The sequence below is a fragment of the Neisseria sp. P0009.S010 genome (genome assembly GCF_051958545.1).
GTDB classification, from domain to species: domain Bacteria; phylum Pseudomonadota; class Gammaproteobacteria; order Burkholderiales; family Neisseriaceae; genus Neisseria; species Neisseria subflava_A.
This window is the reverse complement of record NZ_JBQCVH010000002.1, coordinates 144459-166369: the sequence shown is the minus strand read 5'-3', so window position 1 is coordinate 166369 and position 21911 is coordinate 144459. Positions and strand designations below refer to the sequence as shown.

Below are 21911 nucleotides of genomic sequence, written 5' to 3'. Positions count from 1 at the left end.
CAAGAAAAAACAGTGTTGATATCGATAACACCGAAGGAGTAGAAATGAAACTATCTGAATTGTTCAACCCGAACGAATTTGCCGCGCGCCATTTGAGCTTTGGCGACGAGGCTGCGCTTTTGGAAGCGCTCGGCGAGAAGAGCATGGACGAATTTGTCGGCAATACCGTGCCGCAAAGCATCCGTATGCCGTCCGAACTCGATTTGCCCGAGGCTTTGACCGAGGCGGACGCGTTGGCGAAATTGAAAGGCATCGCGTCTAAAAACGTGATCAACAAATCCTATATCGGTTTGGGCTATTACCCGACCCGCGTGCCGAATGTGATTTTGCGCAACGTATTGGAAAACCCGGGTTGGTACACTGCCTACACCCCGTATCAGGCGGAAATTGCACAGGGTCGTTTGGAAGCTTTGTTGAACTTCCAACAAGTGTGTATCGATTTGACCGGTTTCCCTGTGGCAGGCGCGTCTTTGCTGGATGAGGCGACTGCTGCCGCCGAAGCGATGGCGATGGCGCACCGCGTGGGCAAAGTGAAATCCGAGCGTTTCTTTGTGGATGCGCGCGTGTATCCGCAAACTTTGGATGTGATGAAAACCCGCGCCAAATATTTCGGCTTTGAACTGGTGGTCGGCGATTTTGCCCAAGCGGATGAAGGCGAATACTTCGGTGCGCTGTTCCAATACGTTGGTAAAGACGGCGATGTGCAAGACTTGCAGGACGTTATCGGCCGTCTGAAAGCAAAAGGCACAATCGTGGCCGTTGCCGCTGATATCATGAGCTTGGTTTTGCTGAAATCTCCTGCCGAGTTGGGTGCGGATATTGCCTTGGGCAATACCCAACGCTTCGGTGTGCCGATGGGCTTCGGTGGTCCGCACGCTGCTTATTTCGCGTTTAAAGACGAGTTCAAACGTTCCGCTCCTGGCCGCATTATCGGCGTATCCAAAGATGCATCGGGCAAACCTGCCTTGCGCATGGCGTTGTCTACCCGCGAGCAACACATCCGCCGCGAAAAAGCGACATCCAATATTTGTACGGCACAAGCATTGCTGGCGAACTTGGCTGGTATGTATGCCGTTTACCACGGTCCTGAAGGCGTGAAACGCATTGCCAAACGTATCCATGCGCTGGCTTCTACCTTTGCCAATGTGCTGGTTTCAGACGGCCTGAATGTGGTTCACAAGGTCTTCTTCGATACCGTTACCGTCGATTTCGGCAGCAAAGAGAAAGCAGACCAAGTGTTTGCCGCTGCTTTGGAATCGGGTTACAACCTGCGCCGCGTTAACGATACTCAAGTTGCGGCTGCATTCCATGAAACGTCGGCATACGAAGATTTGGTCGATTTGTACCGCGCGTTTACCGGCAAAGATACGTTCACATTTGCCGATGACGTCAAAGGCCGTCTGAATGCAGAATTGCTGCGTCAGGACGACATTCTGCAACATCCTGTGTTCAACAGTTACCACACCGAACACGAAATGTTGCGCTACCTGAAAAAACTCGAAGACCGCGATTTGGCAATGAACCGCAGCATGATTTCGCTCGGTAGCTGCACCATGAAGCTCAATGCGACTGCGGAAATGTTGCCGATTACTTGGGCAGAGTTCACCGACATCCACCCCTACGCCCCCAAAGACCAAGCCGCAGGCTACCGCGCGCTTTTGACCGACATGGAAAACAGCCTGAAAGCCATCACCGGCTTTGACGCGATTTCCTTCCAGCCCAACTCCGGCGCGCAGGGCGAATACAGCGGCATGCTCTCCATCCGCCGCTATCAAGAAGCTAACGGCGAGGGACACCGCAACATCTGCCTAATTCCCAAATCCGCCCACGGCACCAACCCTGCGACTGCGGCCATGCTGGGTTTGAAAGTCGTTGTTGTCGATACCGACGAACACGGCAACGTCAACATCGATGATTTGAAAGCCAAAGCAGAGCAACACCGCGACGCTTTGTCCGCCATCATGATTACTTACCCGTCCACCCACGGCGTGTACGAAGAAGGCATCCGCGACATCTGCCGCATCATCCATGAAAACGGCGGACAGGTTTACATGGACGGCGCCAACCTCAACGCCCAAATCGGCATCATGCAGCCTGCCGAAGTCGGCGCGGACGTGTTGCACATGAACCTGCACAAAACCTTCTGTATCCCTCACGGCGGCGGCGGTCCGGGCGTCGGCCCTATCGGTTTGAAAGCCCACCTTGCCCCGTTTGCACCGGGACACGCTTTGACCGACACCCACAGCGCCAGTGCCGACCAAACCGCCGTTGCTGCTGCGGCCTTCGGTTCTGCGTCCATCCTGCCGATTACCTGGATGTACCTGACCATGATGGGCAAACAAGGCATGGAACAGGCAACGCGCTGGGCATTGCTCAACGCCAACTACGTCGCCAAACGCCTGAGCGAAGACTATCCCGTTCTCTACACAGGCAAAAACGGCCGCGTCGCGCACGAATGTATCGTCGATTTGCGTCCGCTCAAAGCCGAAAGCGGCATCACCGAAACCGACATCGCCAAACGCCTGATGGACTACGGCTTCCACGCCCCGACCGTCTCCTTCCCCGTTGCCGGCACGCTGATGATCGAGCCGACCGAAAGCGAGAGCAAAGCCGAACTCGACCGCTTTATCGCTACCTTGAAACAAATCAAACAGGAAGTGCTGAAAGTCGAGCGCGGCGAATGGCCGAAAGAGGATAATCCGCTGGTGAATGCTCCGCATACCGCAGCAGATGTAACCGGTGAATGGGCGCATCCGTACTCCCGCGAAGAAGCCGTCTTCCCGCTGCCTTTCGTGCGCGAAAACAAATTCTGGCCGAGCGTCAAACGGGTAGATGAAGTGTATGGCGACCGCAATCTGGTTTGCTCCTGCTTGCCGATTGATGCATACGAAGATTAAGCCTGAATAGGTTTAAAATTGAACAGGCCGTCTGAAAATGAAAATAGTTTTCAGATGGCCTTTTGTTTGTTAAGATATTTCGCCCGAGAACATACATTTGTTTTTGGTAAAACAACAGATAAGGCATTCGGAAAAATAGACGGCGAATGCCTTTGTTTGCGGATAAAACCAAACTGCTCTCAACAACGATAAACACAAGGCCGTCTGAAAAACAGGAGGACACGATGGACGAACTTTTTATTCAAACGTTGACGATTGCCGGCTCAGATTCCGGAGGCGGCGCGGGCATACAGGCGGATTTGAAGACATTTCAGATGCGCGGCGTGTTCGGCACCAGCGTACTGACAGCGGTTACCGCACAAAATACTTTGGGCGTATCGGCAGTGCATCCGATACCGACCGACATGATTGCCGCGCAAATTGCCGCGATTCAGGAAGATTTCCAAATCCGCGCCTATAAAATCGGCATGCTGGGTACGGCGGAAATCATCGAATGCGTGACGGAACAAACCGCCGAATGTGACTTCGGCAAACGCGTGTTGGATCCGGTTATGATTGCCAAAGGCGGCGCGCCGTTGTTGGAAAACTCAGCCGTCGAAGCCATGAAACGCCTGCTGCTGCCGCATACGGACGTATTGACTCCCAATCTGCCCGAAGCGCAGGCATTGACGGGTATCAATATTGAAAACCGCCAAGATGCGGAACGTGCCGCCAAAATTCTTCAGGATTGGGGTGTGAAAAATGTGGTGATTAAAGGCGGCCATCTTGCCGACAGCCAAAGCGAATATTGCACCGACTGGCTGTTTACGCCATACGAAACCATTGAGCTGAACAGTAAACGTTTCCCAACGCCGCATACGCATGGTACGGGCTGCACATTTTCTGCCTGCATCACAGCCGAGTTGGCAAAAGGGTTTAGCGTACCTGAGGCGGTTCAAACGGCAAAAAACTATATTGCCGCCGCCATTTCCCATCCTTTGGGCATCGGGGCAGGGCACGGGCCGGTCAACCATTGGGCGTATCGGGACGAATAATGCGTTTAGGCCGATTGTAATTGATTGTATTTTTCAGACGGCCTGACTAGGTTTATCACTTGAAATTGTTTACAATATCGGATTAATGCTTTTACGGATAAAAAAGACACCATGCAAGTTACTTCAAAATGGATAGATGGAATGTGCTTCGTCGGTACAACGGCAAACGGACACAGCGTTGTGATGGAAGGCGCGGCGGCTGAAGGCGAAGTCAAACGCGGCCCCAGCCCGATGGAAATGCTGTTGTTGGGTGTAGCAGGCTGTTCCAGCATCGATGTCGTGATGATTGCCGAGAAACAACGCCAAAAAATCACCGACTGCCGTGCCGAAGTGACTGCCAAACGCGCCGACACCGCGCCGCGCGTGTTTACCGAAATCCATATCCATTTCAAAGTGTATGGTCGGGATTTGCAAGAAAGCGCGATTGAACGCGCCGTACAGATGTCTGCCGAAAAATATTGCTCCGCATCGATTATGCTGGGCAAAGCGGCAAAAATGAGCCACAGCTTCGAGATTGTCGAAACAGAATAGGGCGGTTTCAGGGTAGGAGTGCCGGAGCGTGAACCGGTTACCCACAAAAAAAGCAGATATATTCACGCATTAACATGAATATATCTGCTTGCTTTTTATTCCTTTTTCTCTCTCTCTATCAGCCTTTATAACTTGGCTTGTTGATCTCATTGTGCAAGTTTCGTTTAACATTGTCAACAATTTTTAATTATATTTTAAACAACCCCGAAAGCTGCAGGTTTGTAAACGCTTGCGCCTTAATACGGATACTGGGGAAACAGTATGGATTACGAAAATAATACCAACATTGCGCCTGCAACTTCATCGCTTATTTTGGAAGAGCGTCACGATTCGGAACTCTTCCGAGTGTACGCATTGATTTTGGACGGCATTACCGACCATCTGCTGTTGCCGGGTAAAAAACTGACCGAGTCCGAGCTTTGCCGACAAATGGTTTGCTCGCGCAATACCGTGCGTGGCGCATTGTCGCTTTTGGCGCACGACAAAATCGTCGATTTGCAGCCCAACCGCGGCGCATTTGTCCATGTGCCGGACTTGAAAGAAATGAAAGACGTGTTCAACACGCGTATCGAAATGGAAAGCATGATTCTGAGCGTCCTCATTGATATGCCTGATTTGGAAACGCGTCTGCAACCGCTTTACGCCATGATTGAGCAAGAGGGCGCAGCCTCCGAAAGCGGCGACCGCGTGGGTTGGAACCGCCTGTCCAATGCCTTCCATGTCGAATTGGCGCGACTGTTGGACAACGATGTCCTGTTTGAAATCATGAATACCTTGTGTGCGCGCTCTTCATTGATTGTGGCCGTTTCCGATCCGCTTCGCAAAGAAAAGCGCAACATCGATTCCAATTCGCACCATGAACACCGAGAAATCCTCGATTTGTTGCTGGCAGGCAAGCGCAACCGTGTGACTAAAGTCATACGCCGCCACTTGGGCGCGTGTATGGAACGCTTGGAACAGAAACTCGAGATGTAATCGGTTTGACAATAACAAGGCCGTCTGAAATATTCAGACGGCCATTGGTTTATCCCTATAAAACGAAACGCCATGAAACCCAAAATCCAAAGACACGAACATATCCTCACCCTTGTCCGCGAACATAATTTTATGACGGTGGAAGAGTTGGCGGCAAATTTGGATGTTACGCCGCAAACCATACGCCGCGATGTTCAAGAGTTAAGCGAGACCGGACAGCTTAAACGCTATCATGGCGGCGCATCTTTGGGCGACGTTTCAGTCGTAACGGCAGGGCAGGAGCGGCGCAACCATCAGCAGCAGGAAAAAAACGCCATTGCCCGGCTGATTGCTTCCACCATTCCCGACAATGCCTCGCTCTTTATCAGCATCGGCACCACCATGGAAGCCGTCGCCGCCGAGTTGGTCAGACAGCGTAAAAACCTGCGGATTATCACCAACAACATCTACGCCGCCTCCATCACTGCGGCGCGTACCGACTACACGGTCATCATCGCTTCCGGTGTGGTCCGTCCGTTGGACGGCGGTATTACGGGTGTGGCGACCGTCGATTTCATCAACCAATTCAAAGTCGACTATGCCATCATGAGTACCCACGGCATAGAAAACGACGGCTCGCTTTTGGATGACGATTACAAGGAAGTCAGCGTCATGCAGGCGATGGTGAACAATGCCCGCGTGCGCTATCTCGGTGTCGACCACAGCAAGTTCAACAGCAATGCCTTGGTCAGACTGGGAGATATCGGCGCATTCGATAAGCTGTTTACCGACCGCACCCCATCCGCCGCCATGCAGAAAACCCTAAACGAGCGCGGCGTGGCGTGGCAGGTTGCCGACCCTGTATCAAAGTAGCCAAGTCGGGTACAATTGAGCCATCATTCCATTCCTTTCAGACGGCCTGATTGAATGCTCAGGCCGTCTGAAAACAGAAAATCATTTTCCCATCAAAGAAATATTATGTTGAATAAAGACCAATTCGCGGACAACCACTTTATCCGCACCATTATCGATGAAGACCTCAAAAGCGGTAAGCATACAGCCATCCAAACCCGTTTCCCGCCCGAGCCGAACGGCTACCTGCACATCGGCCACGCCAAATCCATCTGCTTGAACTTCGGTTTGGCGTATATTTATGACGGCTTGTGCAACCTGCGTTTCGACGACACCAACCCCGAAAAAGAAAACGACGAATACGTCAACGCCATCAAAGAAGACGTTGAGTGGCTTGGTTTCCATTGGGCAGGCGAGCCGCGTTTCGCTTCCAACTATTTCGACCAGCTTTACGATTACGCCGTCGGTTTAATCAAAGACGGCAAGGCCTATGTCGATGATTTGACGCCCGAAGAAATGCGCGAATACCGCGGCACGCTGACCGAAGCGGGCAAAAATAGCCCTTACCGCGACCGCAGTATCGAAGAAAACCTCGACCTGTTCACGCGCATGAAAAACGGCGAATTCCCCGACGGCAGCAAAACCCTGCGCCTGAAAATCGACATGGCATCAGGTAACATCAATATGCGCGACCCCGTCATCTACCGCATCCGCCGCGCCCATCACCACAATACCGGCGACAAATGGTGCATCTACCCGATGTACGACTACACGCATTGCATTTCCGACGCCATCGAAGGCATCACGCATTCCTTGTGTACGCTCGAATTTGAAGCACACCGTCCGCTGTACGACTGGGTGTTGGACAACATTCCCGCGCCGCACGCCACCCGTCCGCGCCAATACGAATTTTCCCGTTTGGAGCTTCTGTATTCCATCACGTCCAAACGCAAGCTGAACCAACTGGTTTCAGACGGCCACGTTGCCGGCTGGGATGATCCGCGTATGCCGACCATTTCGGGTATGCGTCGCCGCGGCTACACGCCCGAAGGCCTGCGCTTGTTTGCCAAACGCGCCGGTATTTCCAAATCTGAAAACATCGTCGACATGAGCGTGTTGGAAGGCGCGATTCGTGAAGAGCTGGAAAACTCCGCTCCTCGCCTGATGGCGGTGTTGAACCCGCTCAAAGTGACCCTGACCAACTTTGAAGCCGGCAAAACCCAAAGCCGCCGTGCCGCGTTTCATCCGAACCACGAAGAAATGGGCGAGCGCGAAATTCCCGTGTCCCAAACCATTTACATCGAAGCCGACGACTTTGCCGAAAATCCGCCCAAAGGCTTCAAACGCCTGATTCCCGGCGGCGAAGTGCGCTTGCGCCACGGCTATGTCATCAAGTGCGATGAAGTGGTAAAAGACGAATCAGGCAATGTGGTTGAACTCAAATGCAGCATCGACCACGATACCTTGGGCAAAAATCCCGAAGGCCGCAAAGTCAAAGGCGTGATTCACTGGGTGTCTGCCGAACACGCAGCAGAAATCAAAGTCCGCCTGTACGACCGCCTCTTTACCGTCGAGCGTCCCGATGCCGTGCGTGGCGAAGACGGTAACTACCTGCCGTTTACCGATTTCCTCAATCCCGAATCCATTAAGGAAATCACCGCCTACGCCGAACCTGTCGCAAAAGATTTGCCGGCAGAAAGCCGTTGGCAGTTTGAACGCATCGGCTACTTCGTCACCGACCGCAAAGACCACAGCAAAGACACGCCGGTGTTTAACCGCACGGTAACGCTGAAAGATTCTTGGCAGGCAAAATAATTGGTAAGAAGGCAGTCAGTATGCACTGGCTGCCTTTATTGTGTTTAAATTTTTGATTTTATAATAGGAATTTTATGGAAAACCAAATACCCACTTCACAGGAAGTTCGATATCACGAACCCAAACGCCTTCCTGCTTCTGCAGGCATCAAGTGGATTACCGACGCTTTCGGTATTTTCAAACTTCATCCGTGGAAATGGATGGGCGTATTATTGGCTTATATGATCGTAGGCTTTGTGGTTTCTATTATTGACTTACTAGGAATTAATGCGCTTTCTAGTTTAAAAGGTATTGTATTCAGCTGGGTGGGTTCATGCTTAGTAGGCGGAGCTATGTATGTTGCTAACAATATCAATAATGGAAAAGCATTTGATGTGAAAGATTTTTTTATTGTTTTTTTAGATAAAAAAATGAGTTTTTTCATTTTATTGTTACTTCAGGTGCTGTTCAGTATAGCTGTTAGTTTGCTTATCATTCCGCTATATTTTGCAGGTCATTGGGCAATGATGATAGGTGTTGTATTGATTGTTATTGTCCTTTTGTCTATATTTTTATTAACCCCCGCTTTGATTGTTTTAGATGGTCTGAAGCCATGGGAGGCTATTAAAGCTAATGTTAAAGCGGCTATGTGTAATATTCCTGCAATATTAGTTTATGTTGTAGGTGTGGCTCTCTATTCTTTTATGTGGGGCGTATTAGGCAGCATGTTAGGCCAGTGGATTATCATGATCATACTTTTACTATTCCTACCTGTCAGCGCAGTTTTACTGCTGGCTCCTTATATTGCTTACCGCAGTATTTACCCTAATGGTCGTATTGTAAAATCCTAAGTGGATAAAGGCCGTCTGAAACATTTTCAGACGGCCTTTGTCGATAAAAGGAATGAGATGGAACGTTATTCTGTACATTTGAAACTGCTGGGGATGGCGGTGCTGTGGGGCGCGTCTTGGCCGATGGGGCGGATGCTGGGGCAGTCGCTGCCGCCGCTGACGGGCGGGGCGGTTCGGTTTGTACTGGCTTCGGTTTTGTTGTTGGGCTGGTTGTTTGCGCGCAGCAGGTTTGCAACTTTGGCAGCTTTGTCGGCGCGGCAATGGCTGGGTTTGACGGCGGCTGCTTCCGTCGGCGTGTGCGGCTATGCGGTGTTTTTTATGCTGGGTTTGCAGACTATGCCGGCAGGTAAGGCGGCGGTGGTCGTGGCAGTGAACCCCGTGCTGACGCTGCTGTTGGCAACTTGGTTTTTCGGCGAGCGTTTAAATGCGAAGATTTTGGCGGGTATGCTGCTGGCGGTCGGCGGTGCCATTATGGTGGTAACGCAAGGGCAGCCGTTGACAGTGTTATCGGGCGGCATCAAGGCAGGAGAGTGGCTGATTTTCGGTTGCGTGGTTTGTTGGGCGGCTTATACTTTAATTGGTCGCGCGGTTTTGCGCGGGATAGACGCGCTGACGGTAACGATGGCAACTTCGTTCATCGGCGCTCTGATGTTGTCGGTGGTGGCGTTGTGGATGGACGGAATGCCGTTTGAGGCGATAGCGGCAATGGATGGGCGAGGTTGGACAGCCTTGGCGTGGCTGGTCATCGGTGCGACGGTATTGGCCTATGCGTGGTATTTTGAAGGCGTGAAGACTTTGGGTGCAGGCAGCGCGGCAGCGTATATTACGCTTGTGCCGATTTTCGGTGTGCTGTCTTCGGCGTGGTTTTTGGGCGAACCGCTGCATATTTCGCTGATTGCAGGCTGCGCGGCGGCGGTCGGCGGCATGATGCTGATGCGGTACGGGCAGAAGGCCGTCTGAAGTTGGGTAAATACTCGGATTTTTGATGATAAGATTGCGGTTGCCACGTTACTTCCAGCCGTAATCTTATTGAAGGATAAGACCAAGGTCTCGGCCTCAGTGTTCGATTTAAAAATTTGACACCCTGCCTCCAACTGCCTAAAATTCAACTTTCTCAAAAATCTACCGTATCCTGCGGCACGATTTCATACTTTCAGACGGCCTTCGTGCCATCTCTCTGATACCATTCAAAATATATCAATACTATGCACGTTTCAGAACTCCAAACCCTCCACATTTCTAAACTCTTGGAAATGGCAGAAGAACATGGCATTGAAAACGCCAACCGTTTCCGCAAACAAGACCTCGTTTTTGCCATCGTCCGCCAGATGATGAAGCAAAATGTCAGCTTTACCTGTTCCGGCACACTCGAAATCCTGCCCGACGGCTTCGGTTTCTTGCGCAGCGCAGATACTTCTTATCTTGCCGGCCCTGATGATATTTATGTTTCGCCCACGCAAATCCGCCGCTTCAATCTGCACACCGGTGACACCATCGAAGGCAGCGTGCGCGTGCCTAAAGACAATGAGCGTTATTTCGCACTTGTCCGCCTTGATACCATCAACGGCGATCAACCCGAAGTCTGCAAACACAAAATCCTCTTTGAAAACCTCACGCCTTTATTCCCAACCGAACAATTCAAACTCGAGCGCGACATCAAAGCCGAAGAGAATCTGACCGGCCGAGCCATCGACTTGGTTTCCCCAATCGGTAAAGGCCAACGTGCATTGTTGGTTGCGCCGCCTAAAACCGGTAAAACCGTGATGTTGCAAAACATTGCCCACGCCATTACCGCCAATTATCCCGATGTCGAGCTGATTGTCCTGTTGATTGACGAGCGTCCGGAGGAAGTGACCGAGATGAGCCGTTCTGTACGCGGCGAAGTGGTTTCCTCTACGTTTGACGAACCTGCGCAACGCCATGTACAAGTGGCCGAGATGGTGATTGAAAAAGCCAAACGCATGGTCGAACACAAAAAAGACGTGGTGATTCTGCTGGATTCGATTACCCGTTTGGCGCGCGCCTACAATACCGTCGTGCCGACTTCGGGCAAAATTCTGACCGGCGGTGTCGATGCCAACGCTTTGCACCGTCCGAAACGCTTTTTCGGCGCAGCGCGTAATGTGGAAGAGGGCGGTTCGCTTACCATTATTGCGACAGCGCTTGTTGAAACCGGCAGCCGCATGGACGACGTGATTTACGAAGAGTTCAAAGGCACGGGCAATATGGAATTGCACCTTGACCGCCGCATGGCAGAAAAACGCCTGTTCCCGGCGATCAGCATTAATAAATCCGGTACGCGCCGCGAAGAATTGCTGGTGCCGAACGATCAGTTGCAACGTATGTGGCTCTTGCGCAAATTCCTGCATCCTATGGACGAAATCGAAGCGACCGAGTTTTTGGTGGGCAAACTCAAAGACTCCAAAAACAATGACGATTTCTTTGAATTGATGCGCGGTAAATAAGCATAAGGCCGTCTGAACATGTTTCAGACGGCCTTTACTTTGCTTGAGGAATCTTTATGACCATCCGAATGAATTGGCAAAACTTATTGTCCACCCAACGCTTCCGTACCAAAAACGGCGAAATTGTGCCGACCGTTACCCCTTCGACCCAGGAAGGTGCCGATGCCTTGCGTACGGATTTTCACATCGACTACGACCGAGTCGTTTTTTCCGGAGCCTTCCGCCGCCTTGGCCGTAAAACGCAGGTACATCCGCTGGCGCAACACGATTTGACGCACAACCGCCTGACACACAGTGTTGAAGTTGCCAGCGTGGGCAGGAGCTTGGGCAACCGCGTAGGCGTGATGTTGCATAACGGCGGTTTTTTGCCGCAGGAAAATACGCCCAGCGATATTGGTGCCGTGGTGCAGGTTGCCTGTTTGGCGCATGATTTGGGCAATCCGCCGTTTGGTCATACCGGCGAAGATGCTTTGCGTGATTGGTTCAGACGGCCTGAACATCAAATTTATCTGAACACATTAAACGAAGCGGAACGCAACGATATTCAAACCTATGAAGGCAATGCGCATAGCCTGCGTATCGTCGCCAGCCTTGAAATGTATCCGGAGGCGGGCGGAATGCGCCTGACTGCGGCAGCCATTGGCGCATTGCTGAAGTATCCGTGGACAACGCAACATCCAAACGGCAGAAAGAAATTCAATATTTATCAAACCGAGTTGCCGTTTATCCGTCAAGTTGCCGACGAATTGGGACTGGTTTCCGCAGGAGCAGACAGCTGGGCGCGCCATCCTTTGTCTTATTTGATGGAGGCCGCCGACGATATTTGCTATGCCTTGCTGGACTTGGAAGATGCCGTTGAATTGGATTTGCTCACGGATACGGAAGTGGAGAGTATCTTGTCCGAGCTGACCTTTGCCGAAAGTGCATGGCACGCCAGTTCCAGCCGTCAGCGTTGCGCTATGTTGCGCGGCATTGCGATTGGCAAGGCGATTGATGATGTTGCGCAAACCTTTATGCTGCATCAGTCTGATTTACTGGATGGAACATTCAAAGGCAAAGACTTGCTTGCTCTGTGTAGCCCGCAAGTGCAAAACACTTTGGCAAAAGCGAAAGAATTGGCGCAAACACGGATTTTCCGCCATCACACCAAGCTCTTGACCGAAATCGCCACGTTCCCATGCTTAGGCTCCATCTTGGATTTGCTCGTCCCTGCCGCCTATGCCCTGATTGCAGAAAAACAATTGGCAACGCGTCAGTCTTTGGCGTTGGAATTATTGAAAAAGCACAATCCGATTCTTCCTGAAGACAGTCTGTATCAGGCTTATATGAAAATTTTGGATTTTGTCGGTGGTATGACCGATAATTCCGCCGCCAAAATGGCGCAGGATTTGTCAGGAGTAGGGATTTTACGTTAGTTTTATATTGTTTAACTTCAATTAGTTAAATAAAAATATAAAAAATATCTGCGAAAAGAGTAGACAGGTTTCGGCAAAGCCTATATTATTCGGTCTTCTTGATTCACAACGCACTTGCGAAGTGATGAGGATGCACCCGTAGCTCAGTTGGATAGAGTATCTGGCTACGAACCAGAGGGTCGGGCGTTCGAATCGCTCCGGGTGCGCCACAAGATTTATCCGCGCCCATCGTCTAGCGGTTAGGACATCGCCCTTTCACGGCGGTAACCGGGGTTCGATTCCCCGTGGGCGTGCCAGTTTTCAAAAAAACGCAATCTGTTTCAGATTGCGTTTTTTTATTACATTTACTGTTTGTGTTCTAAGGCCGTCTGAAACGCTTAGCAATTCAAGAGACAGAAGTGTGTAAAATAAATTGCCCAGACTTTTTGTCGTCTATATGCGCTTTTCAATCTCATTTTACCATTGTCAAAACCCAATTTATTGACAACAGTATTCATCTTAAAAATTCCCAAACCTGAATTTACATGATTTCATATTTATAATTTATTGATTTTAGAAAATAAAAATATTTATTTGAACTTTTCTTAAAAAATGCCGTCTGAGATAAAGACAAGACGGAATATCTCTGTTAATGTGTAAATGTCAGCCGGCGTTTGCCGGTTTTTTATTGAAACCATTTGGGAGTCAATTATGAATATGAATGTTAAATTAATCGTTCCTGCCGTTTTGGCGGCTGTTGCCCTGACTGCATGTAGCAGCGGTTCTAAAGCCAAACCTGAAGCTAAAGCTGCGCCTACTGCGCAACAACAAACTCAAGCTCAGGCTCAACAAGCTCAAGCTCCAGTGCCTAATACTTTGAAAGTAGACTCTATCGACGGTACTAAAGAAGTTCACTACAAATGCGGTAAAGACGGCAAAGAGCCTCTGAGCGTAATGTACGGCTTCAAAGGCAACGAAGTTGTTGCTGCACAAGTAAAATACAAAGGCCAATTAACTGAAAACCTGTTCCGTATCACTGACAGCAGCAAAGATGTAAACGCATTCTGGGGCGGTAATGTCGCTTGGGTTGCCGAAGCAGCCACTGCAGCCAACGTAGACAAAGTTGATGGCAACATGCTGACTATCCGCGGTACTACCGAAGTAAACGGTAAACAAGAAGTGGTTGATCAAATCGTTACCCGCTTCTGCGCATTGGACAAAGGTGCGAAAGCTGCCGTTAAACCAGCTGCTAAAAAAGCGAAAAAATAATCTTTTACCGACAGCTTTAAACGCTGGGTAAAATAAAACAGGCCGTCTGAAAAGTTTTCAGACGGCCTGTTCTTTTGAGTGTTTTAACCCAAGAACCAGAATTTCAGTGCCCACAACACAGCGACAATCCATACCATAGGCGGTACGTCTTGGGTGCGGTTGCACAAGAGTTTGATGAGTGCGTAGCTGATAAAGCCGAACGCAATACCGTCGGCAATCGAGTAGGTAAACGGCATGAAGACGATGGTCAGGAATGCCGGTGCGGCTTCGGTCATGTCGTCCCAGTCGATTTCACGCGCGCTGCGCAACATTTGCGCGCCAACATAGAGCAGGGCGGGTGCGGTAGCGAATGCAGGAATGCTTTGAACCAGCGGGGAGAAAATCAGACAGGCAAGCATCAGTACGCCGACGGTAACGGCAGTCAGGCCGGTACGGCCGCCGGCAGAAACGCCTGCCGCACTTTCAACGTAAGGGGTAGTGGAAGAAGTACCCAAGGCGGCGCCTGCGATAATGGCGGTTGAGTCAGCAAGCAGGGCGCGTTTCAAACGCGGCAGTTTGCCGTCTTGCAACAGGCCTGCGCGGTGGGAAACACCGACCAATGTGCCGGTAGAGTCAAACAGGTCAACCAGGAAGAATACAAAAATCACGCTGACCATGCTGACGGTGAACAAGCCTTTGAAGTCCATCTGCATGAATGTTGGCGCAATGCTCGGAATTTCGCCGACCACGCCTTTGAACTCGCTCAAGCCCAAGACGGTGGAGACGGCGGTCAGCGTCAGAATGGTAATGATGATGGAGCCTTTAACGCGGAAGTGGCCAAGTGCAACCACCATGACAAAGCCTGCCATCGCCAGCAGGGCGGTAGGCTGGTGGATGTCGCCCAAGCCGACCAATGTGGCAGGATTGGCCACAATCACGCCTGCGCCTTTGAGCGCAATCAATGCCAAGAAGAGGCCGATACCTGCAGCAATCGACATTTTCAAGCCCATAGGCAGGGCGTTGACCAGCATTTCACGCACTTTAAAGAAGCTGAACAGGATAAAAATGATGCCGGAGATGAAAACGGCACCCAAAGCCACACGCCAGTCTACGCCCATGCTTTTGACGACGGCAAAGGTAAAGTAGGCGTTCAAACCCATGCCCGGAGCGAGGGCGATCGGGTAGTTGCCGACAAAGCCCATCACGAAACAGCCGATGGCGGAGGCGATACAGGTGGCCACAAATACTGCGCCCATATCCATGCCGGTTTCGCCCAAAATCAGGGGATTGACGATGATGATGTAGCACATGGCGAGGAAGGTTGTCACACCGGCCATAATTTCCGTGCGGACGTTGGTCTGATTGGCGTTGAGGTTGAATAATTTTTCCAAAACGCTTTGATTTGAAGAACTCATTCGAGATATTCCTTTGGGAAAGCCGTTCGAGGACGGCATCATCGGGTTTAACTGCCGGAAGCTCAGATTTTGGCCTTAACTTCTCAACAAATAAGGGAATTTTCGGGCGGTATTATACTGAAAAGCCTTTTGCTCGGGTAATAAAAATACATGAATCAGATAATGCCGGGCTGAACCAAGATAAAGGCCGTCTGAACAGTTTCAGACGGCCTTTGTTTGTGTGTGCTTATACCGGTTTGCCTTTTAGGGAGAAGGTGTAGGCTTCGGTGATTTCCAGATCGATCATTTGGTTGATCATGTCGGGTGTGCCGGTAAAGTTGACCACGCGGTTGTTGGCGGTACGGGCTTGCAGTTGGTCGGGGTCTTTTTTGGAGATGTCTTCAACCAAGCAGCGTTGAACCGTGCCGATCATGGTTTGGTTGATGCGCGCGGTTTCGGCTTCGATGACTTCGTTCAAAGCTTCGAGGCGACGCACTTTTTCTTCATGCGGCGTGTCGTCGTGCAGGTTGGCGGCAGGCGTGCCTGGGCGCGGACTGTAAATAAAGACGAAGCTCAAGTCGAAGGCGATGTCTTTGACCAGTTTCAAGGTTTGCTCGAACTCGCGCTCGGTCTCGCCCGGGAAACCGACGATAAAGTCGGAGCTGAGGCACAAATCAGGACGGATGGCACGCAGTTTGCGGATGATGGATTTGTATTCCAAGGCGGTGTAGCCGCGTTTCATCGCGCTCAATACGCGGTCGGAACCGCTTTGAATCGGCAGGTGCAGATGGGAAACCAGCTTCGGCAGGTCGCGGTAGCACTCGATAATCGCGTCGGTAAATTCGCGCGGATGGCTGGTGGTAAAGCGCAGACGTTCGATGCCCGGGATTTCGTGGACGATGCGCAATAAAGTGGCAAAGTCGCAGATTTCGCCGTTTTCCATTTCGCCGCGATAGGCATTGACGTTTTGGCCTAAGAGGTTGATTTCTTTAACGCCTTGTTGCGCCAAACCGGCAATTTCAGTCAATACGTCGTTAAGTGGGCGGGAGAATTCTTCGCCGCGGGTGTAGGGGACGACGCAGTAAGAGCAGTATTTGGAGCAGCCTTCCATAATGGAAATGAATGCCGAACCGCCTTCTACGCGCGCAGGCGGCAGGTGGTCGAATTTCTCGATTTCGGGGAAGGAAATGTCGATTTGAGACAGGCCGGTGGTTTCTTTGTCGACGATGAGTTTGGGCAGGCGGTGCAGCGTTTGCGGGCCGAAAACCACGTCCACATACGGAGCGCGTTTGACGATGTTTTCGCCTTCTTGAGAGGCAACGCAGCCGGCAACGCCGATGATGAGGTCGGGATTTTTTTCTTTAAGCGGGCGTACGCGGCCCAAGTCGGAGAAGACTTTCTCTTGCGCTTTTTCACGCACGGAGCAGGTGTTGAACAAGATGATGTCGGCGTCGTCAGGTTGGGTAACCTGCTCGATACCGCCGTGTTCTTCGGCGAGGACGGACAGCATTTTTTCGCTGTCGTACTCGTTCATTTGGCACCCGAAGGTGCGGATAAATACTTTTTTCATGGTTTGTTTTGATTGATTTGCTTGTTGTAAAAGGGTTCAGACGGCCTGTGCAATACTCTGGCCGTCTGAAAAATTATTCTTCCGCCTTTTTCTGCTTTTTGGCGTGTTCGATGAACCTGTCGGCTTCGGCGTCGGTCAAAATCCAGATTTCGCGGACGAGGCGGCTCTCTTCGTTGTATTTGAACGCAACGGCTTTGCCGGTTTGATTCAGCAGGCGGCCCATGGGGATGAAACGGTCGTTTTCATCGTGGATTTTGGTAAAGCGGGTGATTTGCAGTTTGGCTGCGTTGCCGTCCACAATGCCCAAGGTCAGCAGGCGCGTCCAAGAAAAACCGCCTTTGCTGACTTTCAGATAAGGCAGATCGACAGTTTTTAAAACGGCCACGTCCATATCATCAGGCAGGCTGCGTTGTGCATGGACGAGGGAGGACGCCAAAAGGGCGAGGCTGAGTATGAGTCCGCGTAACATGATGCTTTTCTTTTATTGTTTCAATAGGTCGCGGATTATAGCACAAGCAGGAAAAATGTGGATAGAGTGTTTGTTTTTAAAGAATAATTTTGATTTTGCGCCCGATTCTTATTTTGAAGCTTGGGCCGTCTGAAAAGGATTTGGTGTTAAAATGGCTCCGATTTGATTTTCAGACGACCTCTTACGAAAGAATTGACCATGAACCGTAATGAAAGCTTGTTCAATCGCGCCAAAGCCATTATTCCCGGCGGCGTGAACTCTCCTGTGCGCGCATTCGGCAGCGTCGGCGGTGTGCCGCGCTTTATCAAAAAGGCAGAAGGCGCGTATGTTTGGGACGAAAACGGCACGCGTTATACCGACTATGTCGGCTCTTGGGGCCCTGCGATTGTCGGCCATGCCCATCCTGAAGTCATTGATGCCGTGCGCGAAGCAGCATTGGGCGGTTTGTCGTTTGGTGCGCCGACTGAAGGCGAAATTGTCATTGCCGAAGAAATCGCCAAAATCATGCCGTCCGTCGAGCAGCTGCGCCTTGTCAGCTCCGGCACGGAAGCAACGATGACCGCCATCCGTCTGGCACGCGGTTTTACCGGCCGCGACAAAATCATCAAGTTTGAAGGCTGCTACCACGGCCATTCCGACAGCCTGTTGGTGAAAGCAGGCAGCGGCCTGCTGACGTTTGGCAATCCTTCTTCCGCCGGTGTGCCTGCCGACTTTACCAAACATACTTTGGTACTCGAGTACAACAATATCGCCCAACTGGAAGAAGCCTTTGCCCAAAGCGGCAATGACATTGCCTGTGTGATTTTGGAGCCTTTTGTCGGCAATATGAATCTGGTTAGGCCGTCTGAAGCCTTTGTCAAAGCCTTGCGCGAATTAACTGAAAAACACGGTACCGTGTTGATTTACGACGAAGTGATGACCGGCTTCCGTGTGGCGCTGGGCGGTGCGCAATCTTTGCACGGCATCAAACCTGATTTGACCACCATGGGCAAAGTGATCGGCGGCGGTATGCCTTTGGCGGCGTTTGGCGGCCGTAAAGACATTATGGAATATATTTCCCCATTGGGCGGCGTGTATCAGGCAGGTACATTGTCCGGCAATCCGATTGCGGTTGCCGCCGGTTTGAAAACGCTGGAAATCATTCAGCGCGAAGGCTTCTATGAAAACCTGACTGCCCTGACCCAACGCCTCGCCAACGGTATTGCCGACGCGGCTAAAGCACATGGCGTTGAATTTACGGCGGACAGCGTGGGCGGCATGTTTGGTTTGTATTTTGCCAGCCATACGCCGCAAAACTATGCCGACATGGCGCGTTCCAATATCGACGGTTTCAAACATTTCTTCCACGGTATGCTCGACCGCAATGTCGCATTCGGCCCGTCTGCTTACGAAGCCGGTTTTGTTTCCGCCGCGCATACGCCTGAGCTGATTGACGAAACCATTGCTGTGGCACACGAAGTGTTCAAAGAAATGGCAAAATAAAAGCTTAAGCTGTCATGTGAAAAAAGGCCGTCTGAAAAATATTCAGACGGCCTTTCGCTATTTTAAATCAATGCTTGATTATGCTTCTTCAGCTTTGCTGCGGATAATCAGCAGAGGCAGGTGGCTTTGACGCATTACGGTCTCGGCGAAGCTGCCCATCAGCAGGTGCATCAGGCCGGTGCGGCCGTGTGTGCCGAGTACCAGCAGGTCTGCGCCGTTGTTGTCGGCATAGTCAACCAAGTCTTGCGCCATTTCGCGCGCGCCTTTGTTGGCAACCAACAGGTGTTTCACGATGTTCTCAACGCCGCTTTCACGCGCTGTTTTTTCTGCGAAATCCAAAACTTCGTTACCTTGAGCCACTGCGGCGGCTTCGTAGCTTTCGTGTTGCAGGAATTCAGGAGCCAAAGCCATGTATTCGGCAGGGTTGGCAACGTGAACCAAAGTCAGTTGGGCTTTGTTGAGGCTTGCCAGTTCGGCGGCGTGTTTCAATGCATTGAGGGAAGTCTCGCTACCGTCAACGGCTACAACCAGATGTTTGTACATATTTATTCTCCTTTTGCGCCGAGTAGCGGCACTTTCGTTTAATATGAAATCAGAACTTGTCTGAATGTGAAACGATTATAAACTCTTTCGGGCGGGTACAACAGCCCATCTGCTTTCAAGTATAATATCGGTCCGATTCGCCTGTGGCGTTTTTCATTAATTTATTGATATATCACAAGGTTACTTATGCAAGACGCCGCTTTTCTTTCTTCGCGCCGCTTTGGCGGCATTGCCAGACTTTACGGAGACGAAGCACTGGCACGCTTTTCGCGTGCGCATGTGTGCGTGGTCGGCGTCGGCGGCGTCGGTTCGTGGGCGGTGGAGGCTTTGGCGAGGAGCGGTATCGGTCGTTTAACGCTGATTGATTTGGACAACGTTGCCGAGTCTAATGTCAACCGCCAGTTGCACGCTTTGACCGATGATTTCGGTAAGGCAAAAGTTACTGCTTTGCGCGAACGCATTGACCAAATCAATCCGCAATGCGAAGTGACGGAAATCGAAGATTTTGTGACCGAAGACAATCTGGACGAACTTTTCAGACGGCCTTTTGACTTTGTCATCGACGCCATCGACCAAATCCGTGTCAAAGCGGCGATGGCGGCGTATTTCGTGCAACATAAACAACCGTTTATTATCAGCGGCGGCGCGGGCGGACAGAAAAATCCGGCTTTAATCCAAACCGCCGATTTGAGCCGCGTTACCCACGACCCTCTGCTTTCCAATTTGCGCTATACCTTGCGCAAACGCTACGGCTTCAGCCGCGATACCAAAGAAAAAATGCGCGTGCCTTGCGTCTATTCAACCGAGAATATTACGCCGCCGCAATCCGGCGAAGCGTGTTCGACCGATGCCGCACCGCAAGGTTTGTCCTGCGCGGGCTATGGGGCGAGTATGCTGGTAACGGCTTCGTTTGGATTGTATTGTGCACAGGCTGCGGTGGAGCATATCGCGGGGCGGAAGTGAGGGGTAGGGGAAGATGGTTAAGAACCGATTTTTTAAAGCCTACTTTATCGCCAGCCTGATTTATGCGGTATGGTTCGGCGTATTGATGTATGCTGTCGATCCGATGTTTCTCGATGTGATGGAATGCAATACGCTGCCGGGCGATTATTTGTGTGTGCAAAGCGGTTATAACCGCCCGTTCACCACTTTTCTTTATCCGTTTCTGTCCGTCGTGATATTCAGCCTTTTACACGCCGGTATCATGAAATGGCGCAAACGCCGTTCGGTTAAAATGATTTGGCTTTTGGTCGGCTGCGAAAGTTTGCTGTTGTTGGCTTTGATGGTGGCGATGCTTGCGAGGGATGGTTTTGTGTTTTCTCGCGATATTGGCTCGGTACTGACGGGTACGGTTTTCGCCAGCCTGCCGCTGTTGGGTATGGCCTTGGCCCAGACCTTTGCCGTCGCCATTGTTTCTTTGCAAATCAATCGTAAAAACCGCTGATTTTTATATTAAAAACGGGTTGTCCTTGTTTCAGACGGCCTTTTGTTGATGAAACTTCTTACTAAACTTAAAAAGAAAAAGACCCTTTAACCATGCCTTCAGAACACCTTATTTCTTCCACTGCCGCAACGCCGTCTGAACATACCGTTGCGTGGGTGTTCGGTCAGCCTGTCACCGATGTGCCTCAGGATTTGTTTATTCCGCCTGATGCGTTGAAGGTGGTATTGAGCAGCTTCCAAGGGCCGTTGGATTTGTTGCTGTACCTTATCCGCAAGCAAAATATCGATGTCCTCGATATTCCGATGGTGAAGATTACCGAGCAGTATCTGCACTATATTGCCCAAATGGAAGCGTATCAGTTTGATTTAGCGGCGGAATACCTGCTGATGGCGGCGATGTTGATTGAAATTAAATCGCGCCTGCTGTTGCCGCGTCCTGAAGAAGTTGAGGATGAAGAGGCGGATCCGCGTGCCGAGCTGGTGCGCCGTCTGTTGGCTTACGAACAGATGAAACTGGCGGCTCAGGGTTTGGATGCGTTGCCGCGTGCCGGACGTGATTTTGCTTGGGCGTATTTGCCGCTGGAAATTGCGGTCGAAGCGAAGTTGCCGGAAGTGTACGTTGCCGATTTGACGCAGGCTTGGTTGGGTATTTTGTCGCGTGCCAAGCATACGCGCAGTCATGAAGTGGTGCGGGAAACCATTTCCGTGCGTGCGCAGATGACGGCGATTTTGCGTCGTTTGAACGAAAGCGGTATCAGTAAGTTCAGCGATTTGTTTAAGCCGGAGCAGGGCGCGACATATGTGGTGGTCAATTTTATTGCATTGCTGGAATTGGCTAAAGAAGGCTTGGTGCGTATCGTGCAGCCTGAAAATTATGGTGAAATCGAAATCAGCCTGAAAGACGGTTTGGAAACAAACGAAGCCGAAATGTTTTCAGACGGCCTTGAAGCCGATGAAACCGATAACGAAAATTTGAAAAAAGAGAACTAA

19 protein-coding genes and 2 tRNA genes are annotated in these 21911 nt (G+C 51.0%); 17 read left to right on the top strand and 4 right to left on the bottom strand.

The features are described 5' to 3' along the window. Window positions 1-44: 44 nt before the first annotated feature. The 13 genes from gcvP to ACTHSN_RS02470 all read left to right on the top strand — a co-directional run bounded on the left by gcvP (window position 45) and on the right by ACTHSN_RS02470 (window position 14041). Window positions 45-2897, top strand: a complete 2853-nt coding sequence (gcvP, locus tag ACTHSN_RS02530) for an aminomethyl-transferring glycine dehydrogenase (RefSeq protein WP_440365053.1) — start codon at window positions 45-47, stop codon at window positions 2895-2897. Between the two features lie 224 nt (window positions 2898-3121). After that, window positions 3122-3931: a bifunctional hydroxymethylpyrimidine kinase/phosphomethylpyrimidine kinase gene (thiD, locus tag ACTHSN_RS02525; RefSeq protein WP_070460355.1), complete on the top strand. Its 810-nt coding sequence runs from the start codon at window positions 3122-3124 to the stop codon at window positions 3929-3931. A gap of 111 nt (window positions 3932-4042) precedes the next feature. Further along, window positions 4043-4462 carry an OsmC family protein gene (locus tag ACTHSN_RS02520; RefSeq protein WP_003679886.1) on the top strand — a complete coding sequence of 140 codons (420 nt, stop codon included), beginning with the start codon at window positions 4043-4045 and terminating at the stop codon, window positions 4460-4462. A gap of 261 nt (window positions 4463-4723) precedes the next feature. Next, window positions 4724-5437, top strand: coding sequence for a GntR family transcriptional regulator (locus tag ACTHSN_RS02515; protein WP_070460353.1), 714 nt, complete (start codon window positions 4724-4726; stop codon window positions 5435-5437). A 72-nt stretch (window positions 5438-5509) separates the two neighbouring features. Further along, window positions 5510-6289, top strand: a complete 780-nt coding sequence (locus tag ACTHSN_RS02510; protein WP_004519551.1) for a DeoR/GlpR family DNA-binding transcription regulator — start codon at window positions 5510-5512, stop codon at window positions 6287-6289. 105 nt (window positions 6290-6394) lie between these two features. Next, entirely contained in the window at window positions 6395-8083 is a 1689-nt protein-coding gene (locus ACTHSN_RS02505) for a glutamine--tRNA ligase/YqeY domain fusion protein (RefSeq protein WP_440365052.1), read from the top strand. 74 nt (window positions 8084-8157) lie between these two features. After that, window positions 8158-8913 carry a BPSS1780 family membrane protein gene (locus ACTHSN_RS02500; RefSeq protein ID WP_070460349.1) on the top strand — a complete coding sequence of 252 codons (756 nt, stop codon included), beginning with the start codon at window positions 8158-8160 and terminating at the stop codon, window positions 8911-8913. A 57-nt stretch (window positions 8914-8970) separates the two neighbouring features. Continuing rightward, window positions 8971-9873, top strand: a complete 903-nt coding sequence (locus ACTHSN_RS02495; RefSeq protein WP_070826429.1) for a DMT family transporter — start codon at window positions 8971-8973, stop codon at window positions 9871-9873. Between the two features lie 245 nt (window positions 9874-10118). After that, complete coding sequence (gene rho / locus ACTHSN_RS02490) at window positions 10119-11378, top strand: transcription termination factor Rho (RefSeq protein ID WP_003680905.1); 1260 nt, start codon at window positions 10119-10121, stop codon at window positions 11376-11378. 56 nt (window positions 11379-11434) lie between these two features. Next, the gene (locus tag ACTHSN_RS02485; RefSeq protein WP_371460520.1) at window positions 11435-12793 is read left to right on the top strand and encodes a deoxyguanosinetriphosphate triphosphohydrolase; all 1359 of its coding nucleotides are present in this window, start codon (window positions 11435-11437) and stop codon (window positions 12791-12793) included. A 132-nt stretch (window positions 12794-12925) separates the two neighbouring features. Continuing rightward, window positions 12926-13002, top strand: a tRNA-Arg gene (locus tag ACTHSN_RS02480). Window positions 13003-13014: 12 nt separating this feature from the next. Then, a tRNA-Glu gene (locus tag ACTHSN_RS02475) sits at window positions 13015-13089 on the top strand. A gap of 394 nt (window positions 13090-13483) precedes the next feature. Continuing rightward, window positions 13484-14041 (top strand): hypothetical protein, encoded by a 558-nt coding sequence (locus ACTHSN_RS02470; RefSeq protein ID WP_440362199.1) that lies wholly within the window; start codon window positions 13484-13486, stop codon window positions 14039-14041. Window positions 14042-14124: 83 nt separating this feature from the next. Here ACTHSN_RS02470 and ACTHSN_RS02465 read toward each other — a convergent pair whose 3' ends face one another. The 3 genes from ACTHSN_RS02465 to ACTHSN_RS02455 form a co-directional block, all read right to left on the bottom strand. Beyond that, window positions 14125-15435: an NCS2 family permease gene (locus tag ACTHSN_RS02465; RefSeq protein WP_440365051.1), complete on the bottom strand. Its 1311-nt coding sequence runs from the start codon at window positions 15433-15435 to the stop codon at window positions 14125-14127. A gap of 226 nt (window positions 15436-15661) precedes the next feature. Further along, on the bottom strand, window positions 15662-16984 hold the full coding sequence (gene miaB, locus ACTHSN_RS02460) for a tRNA (N6-isopentenyl adenosine(37)-C2)-methylthiotransferase MiaB (protein ID WP_440365050.1): 1323 nt from the start codon (window positions 16982-16984) through the stop codon (window positions 15662-15664). A 73-nt stretch (window positions 16985-17057) separates the two neighbouring features. Next, window positions 17058-17453, bottom strand: coding sequence for a hypothetical protein (locus ACTHSN_RS02455; RefSeq protein ID WP_070460342.1), 396 nt, complete (start codon window positions 17451-17453; stop codon window positions 17058-17060). Between the two features lie 198 nt (window positions 17454-17651). On the opposite strand from ACTHSN_RS02455, the gene hemL reads away from it, so the two are divergent. Then, entirely contained in the window at window positions 17652-18935 is a 1284-nt protein-coding gene (gene hemL, locus ACTHSN_RS02450; RefSeq protein ID WP_293197678.1) for a glutamate-1-semialdehyde 2,1-aminomutase, read from the top strand. Window positions 18936-19013: 78 nt separating this feature from the next. Here the strand turns inward: hemL and ACTHSN_RS02445 are convergent, their stop codons facing one another. After that, window positions 19014-19478, bottom strand: coding sequence for a universal stress protein (locus ACTHSN_RS02445; protein WP_003680896.1), 465 nt, complete (start codon window positions 19476-19478; stop codon window positions 19014-19016). A gap of 186 nt (window positions 19479-19664) precedes the next feature. Here ACTHSN_RS02445 and ACTHSN_RS02440 point away from each other — a divergent pair, with 186 nt between their 5' ends. The 3 genes from ACTHSN_RS02440 to ACTHSN_RS02430 all read left to right on the top strand — a co-directional run bounded on the left by ACTHSN_RS02440 (window position 19665) and on the right by ACTHSN_RS02430 (window position 21911). Continuing rightward, complete coding sequence (locus ACTHSN_RS02440; RefSeq protein ID WP_440365049.1) at window positions 19665-20441, top strand: tRNA threonylcarbamoyladenosine dehydratase; 777 nt, start codon at window positions 19665-19667, stop codon at window positions 20439-20441. Window positions 20442-20454: 13 nt separating this feature from the next. Then, window positions 20455-20922: a hypothetical protein gene (locus ACTHSN_RS02435; protein ID WP_070460336.1), complete on the top strand. Its 468-nt coding sequence runs from the start codon at window positions 20455-20457 to the stop codon at window positions 20920-20922. Window positions 20923-21014: 92 nt separating this feature from the next. Next, window positions 21015-21911, top strand: coding sequence for a segregation and condensation protein A (locus ACTHSN_RS02430; protein WP_049323891.1), 897 nt, complete (start codon window positions 21015-21017; stop codon window positions 21909-21911).

Excerpts from the sequence above, each read along its gene's own strand:
- gcvP (WP_440365053.1), top strand. The coding sequence starts at position 45 with ATGAAACTATCTGAATTGTTCAACCCGAACGAATTTGCCGCGCGCCAT.
- thiD (WP_070460355.1), top strand. The coding sequence starts at position 3,122 with ATGGACGAACTTTTTATTCAAACGTTGACGATTGCCGGCTCAGATTCC.
- ACTHSN_RS02520 (WP_003679886.1), top strand. The coding sequence starts at position 4,043 with ATGCAAGTTACTTCAAAATGGATAGATGGAATGTGCTTCGTCGGTACA.
- ACTHSN_RS02515 (WP_070460353.1), top strand. The coding sequence starts at position 4,724 with ATGGATTACGAAAATAATACCAACATTGCGCCTGCAACTTCATCGCTT.
- ACTHSN_RS02510 (WP_004519551.1), top strand. The coding sequence starts at position 5,510 with ATGAAACCCAAAATCCAAAGACACGAACATATCCTCACCCTTGTCCGC.
- ACTHSN_RS02505 (WP_440365052.1), top strand. The coding sequence starts at position 6,395 with ATGTTGAATAAAGACCAATTCGCGGACAACCACTTTATCCGCACCATT.
- ACTHSN_RS02500 (WP_070460349.1), top strand. The coding sequence starts at position 8,158 with ATGGAAAACCAAATACCCACTTCACAGGAAGTTCGATATCACGAACCC.
- ACTHSN_RS02495 (WP_070826429.1), top strand. The coding sequence starts at position 8,971 with ATGGAACGTTATTCTGTACATTTGAAACTGCTGGGGATGGCGGTGCTG.
- rho (WP_003680905.1), top strand. The coding sequence starts at position 10,119 with ATGCACGTTTCAGAACTCCAAACCCTCCACATTTCTAAACTCTTGGAA.
- ACTHSN_RS02485 (WP_371460520.1), top strand. The coding sequence starts at position 11,435 with ATGACCATCCGAATGAATTGGCAAAACTTATTGTCCACCCAACGCTTC.
- ACTHSN_RS02470 (WP_440362199.1), top strand. The coding sequence starts at position 13,484 with ATGAATATGAATGTTAAATTAATCGTTCCTGCCGTTTTGGCGGCTGTT.
- ACTHSN_RS02465 (WP_440365051.1), bottom strand. The coding sequence starts at position 15,435 with ATGAGTTCTTCAAATCAAAGCGTTTTGGAAAAATTATTCAACCTCAAC.
- miaB (WP_440365050.1), bottom strand. The coding sequence starts at position 16,984 with ATGAAAAAAGTATTTATCCGCACCTTCGGGTGCCAAATGAACGAGTAC.
- ACTHSN_RS02455 (WP_070460342.1), bottom strand. The coding sequence starts at position 17,453 with ATGTTACGCGGACTCATACTCAGCCTCGCCCTTTTGGCGTCCTCCCTC.
- hemL (WP_293197678.1), top strand. The coding sequence starts at position 17,652 with ATGAACCGTAATGAAAGCTTGTTCAATCGCGCCAAAGCCATTATTCCC.
- ACTHSN_RS02445 (WP_003680896.1), bottom strand. The coding sequence starts at position 19,478 with ATGTACAAACATCTGGTTGTAGCCGTTGACGGTAGCGAGACTTCCCTC.
- ACTHSN_RS02440 (WP_440365049.1), top strand. The coding sequence starts at position 19,665 with ATGCAAGACGCCGCTTTTCTTTCTTCGCGCCGCTTTGGCGGCATTGCC.
- ACTHSN_RS02435 (WP_070460336.1), top strand. The coding sequence starts at position 20,455 with ATGGTTAAGAACCGATTTTTTAAAGCCTACTTTATCGCCAGCCTGATT.
- ACTHSN_RS02430 (WP_049323891.1), top strand. The coding sequence starts at position 21,015 with ATGCCTTCAGAACACCTTATTTCTTCCACTGCCGCAACGCCGTCTGAA.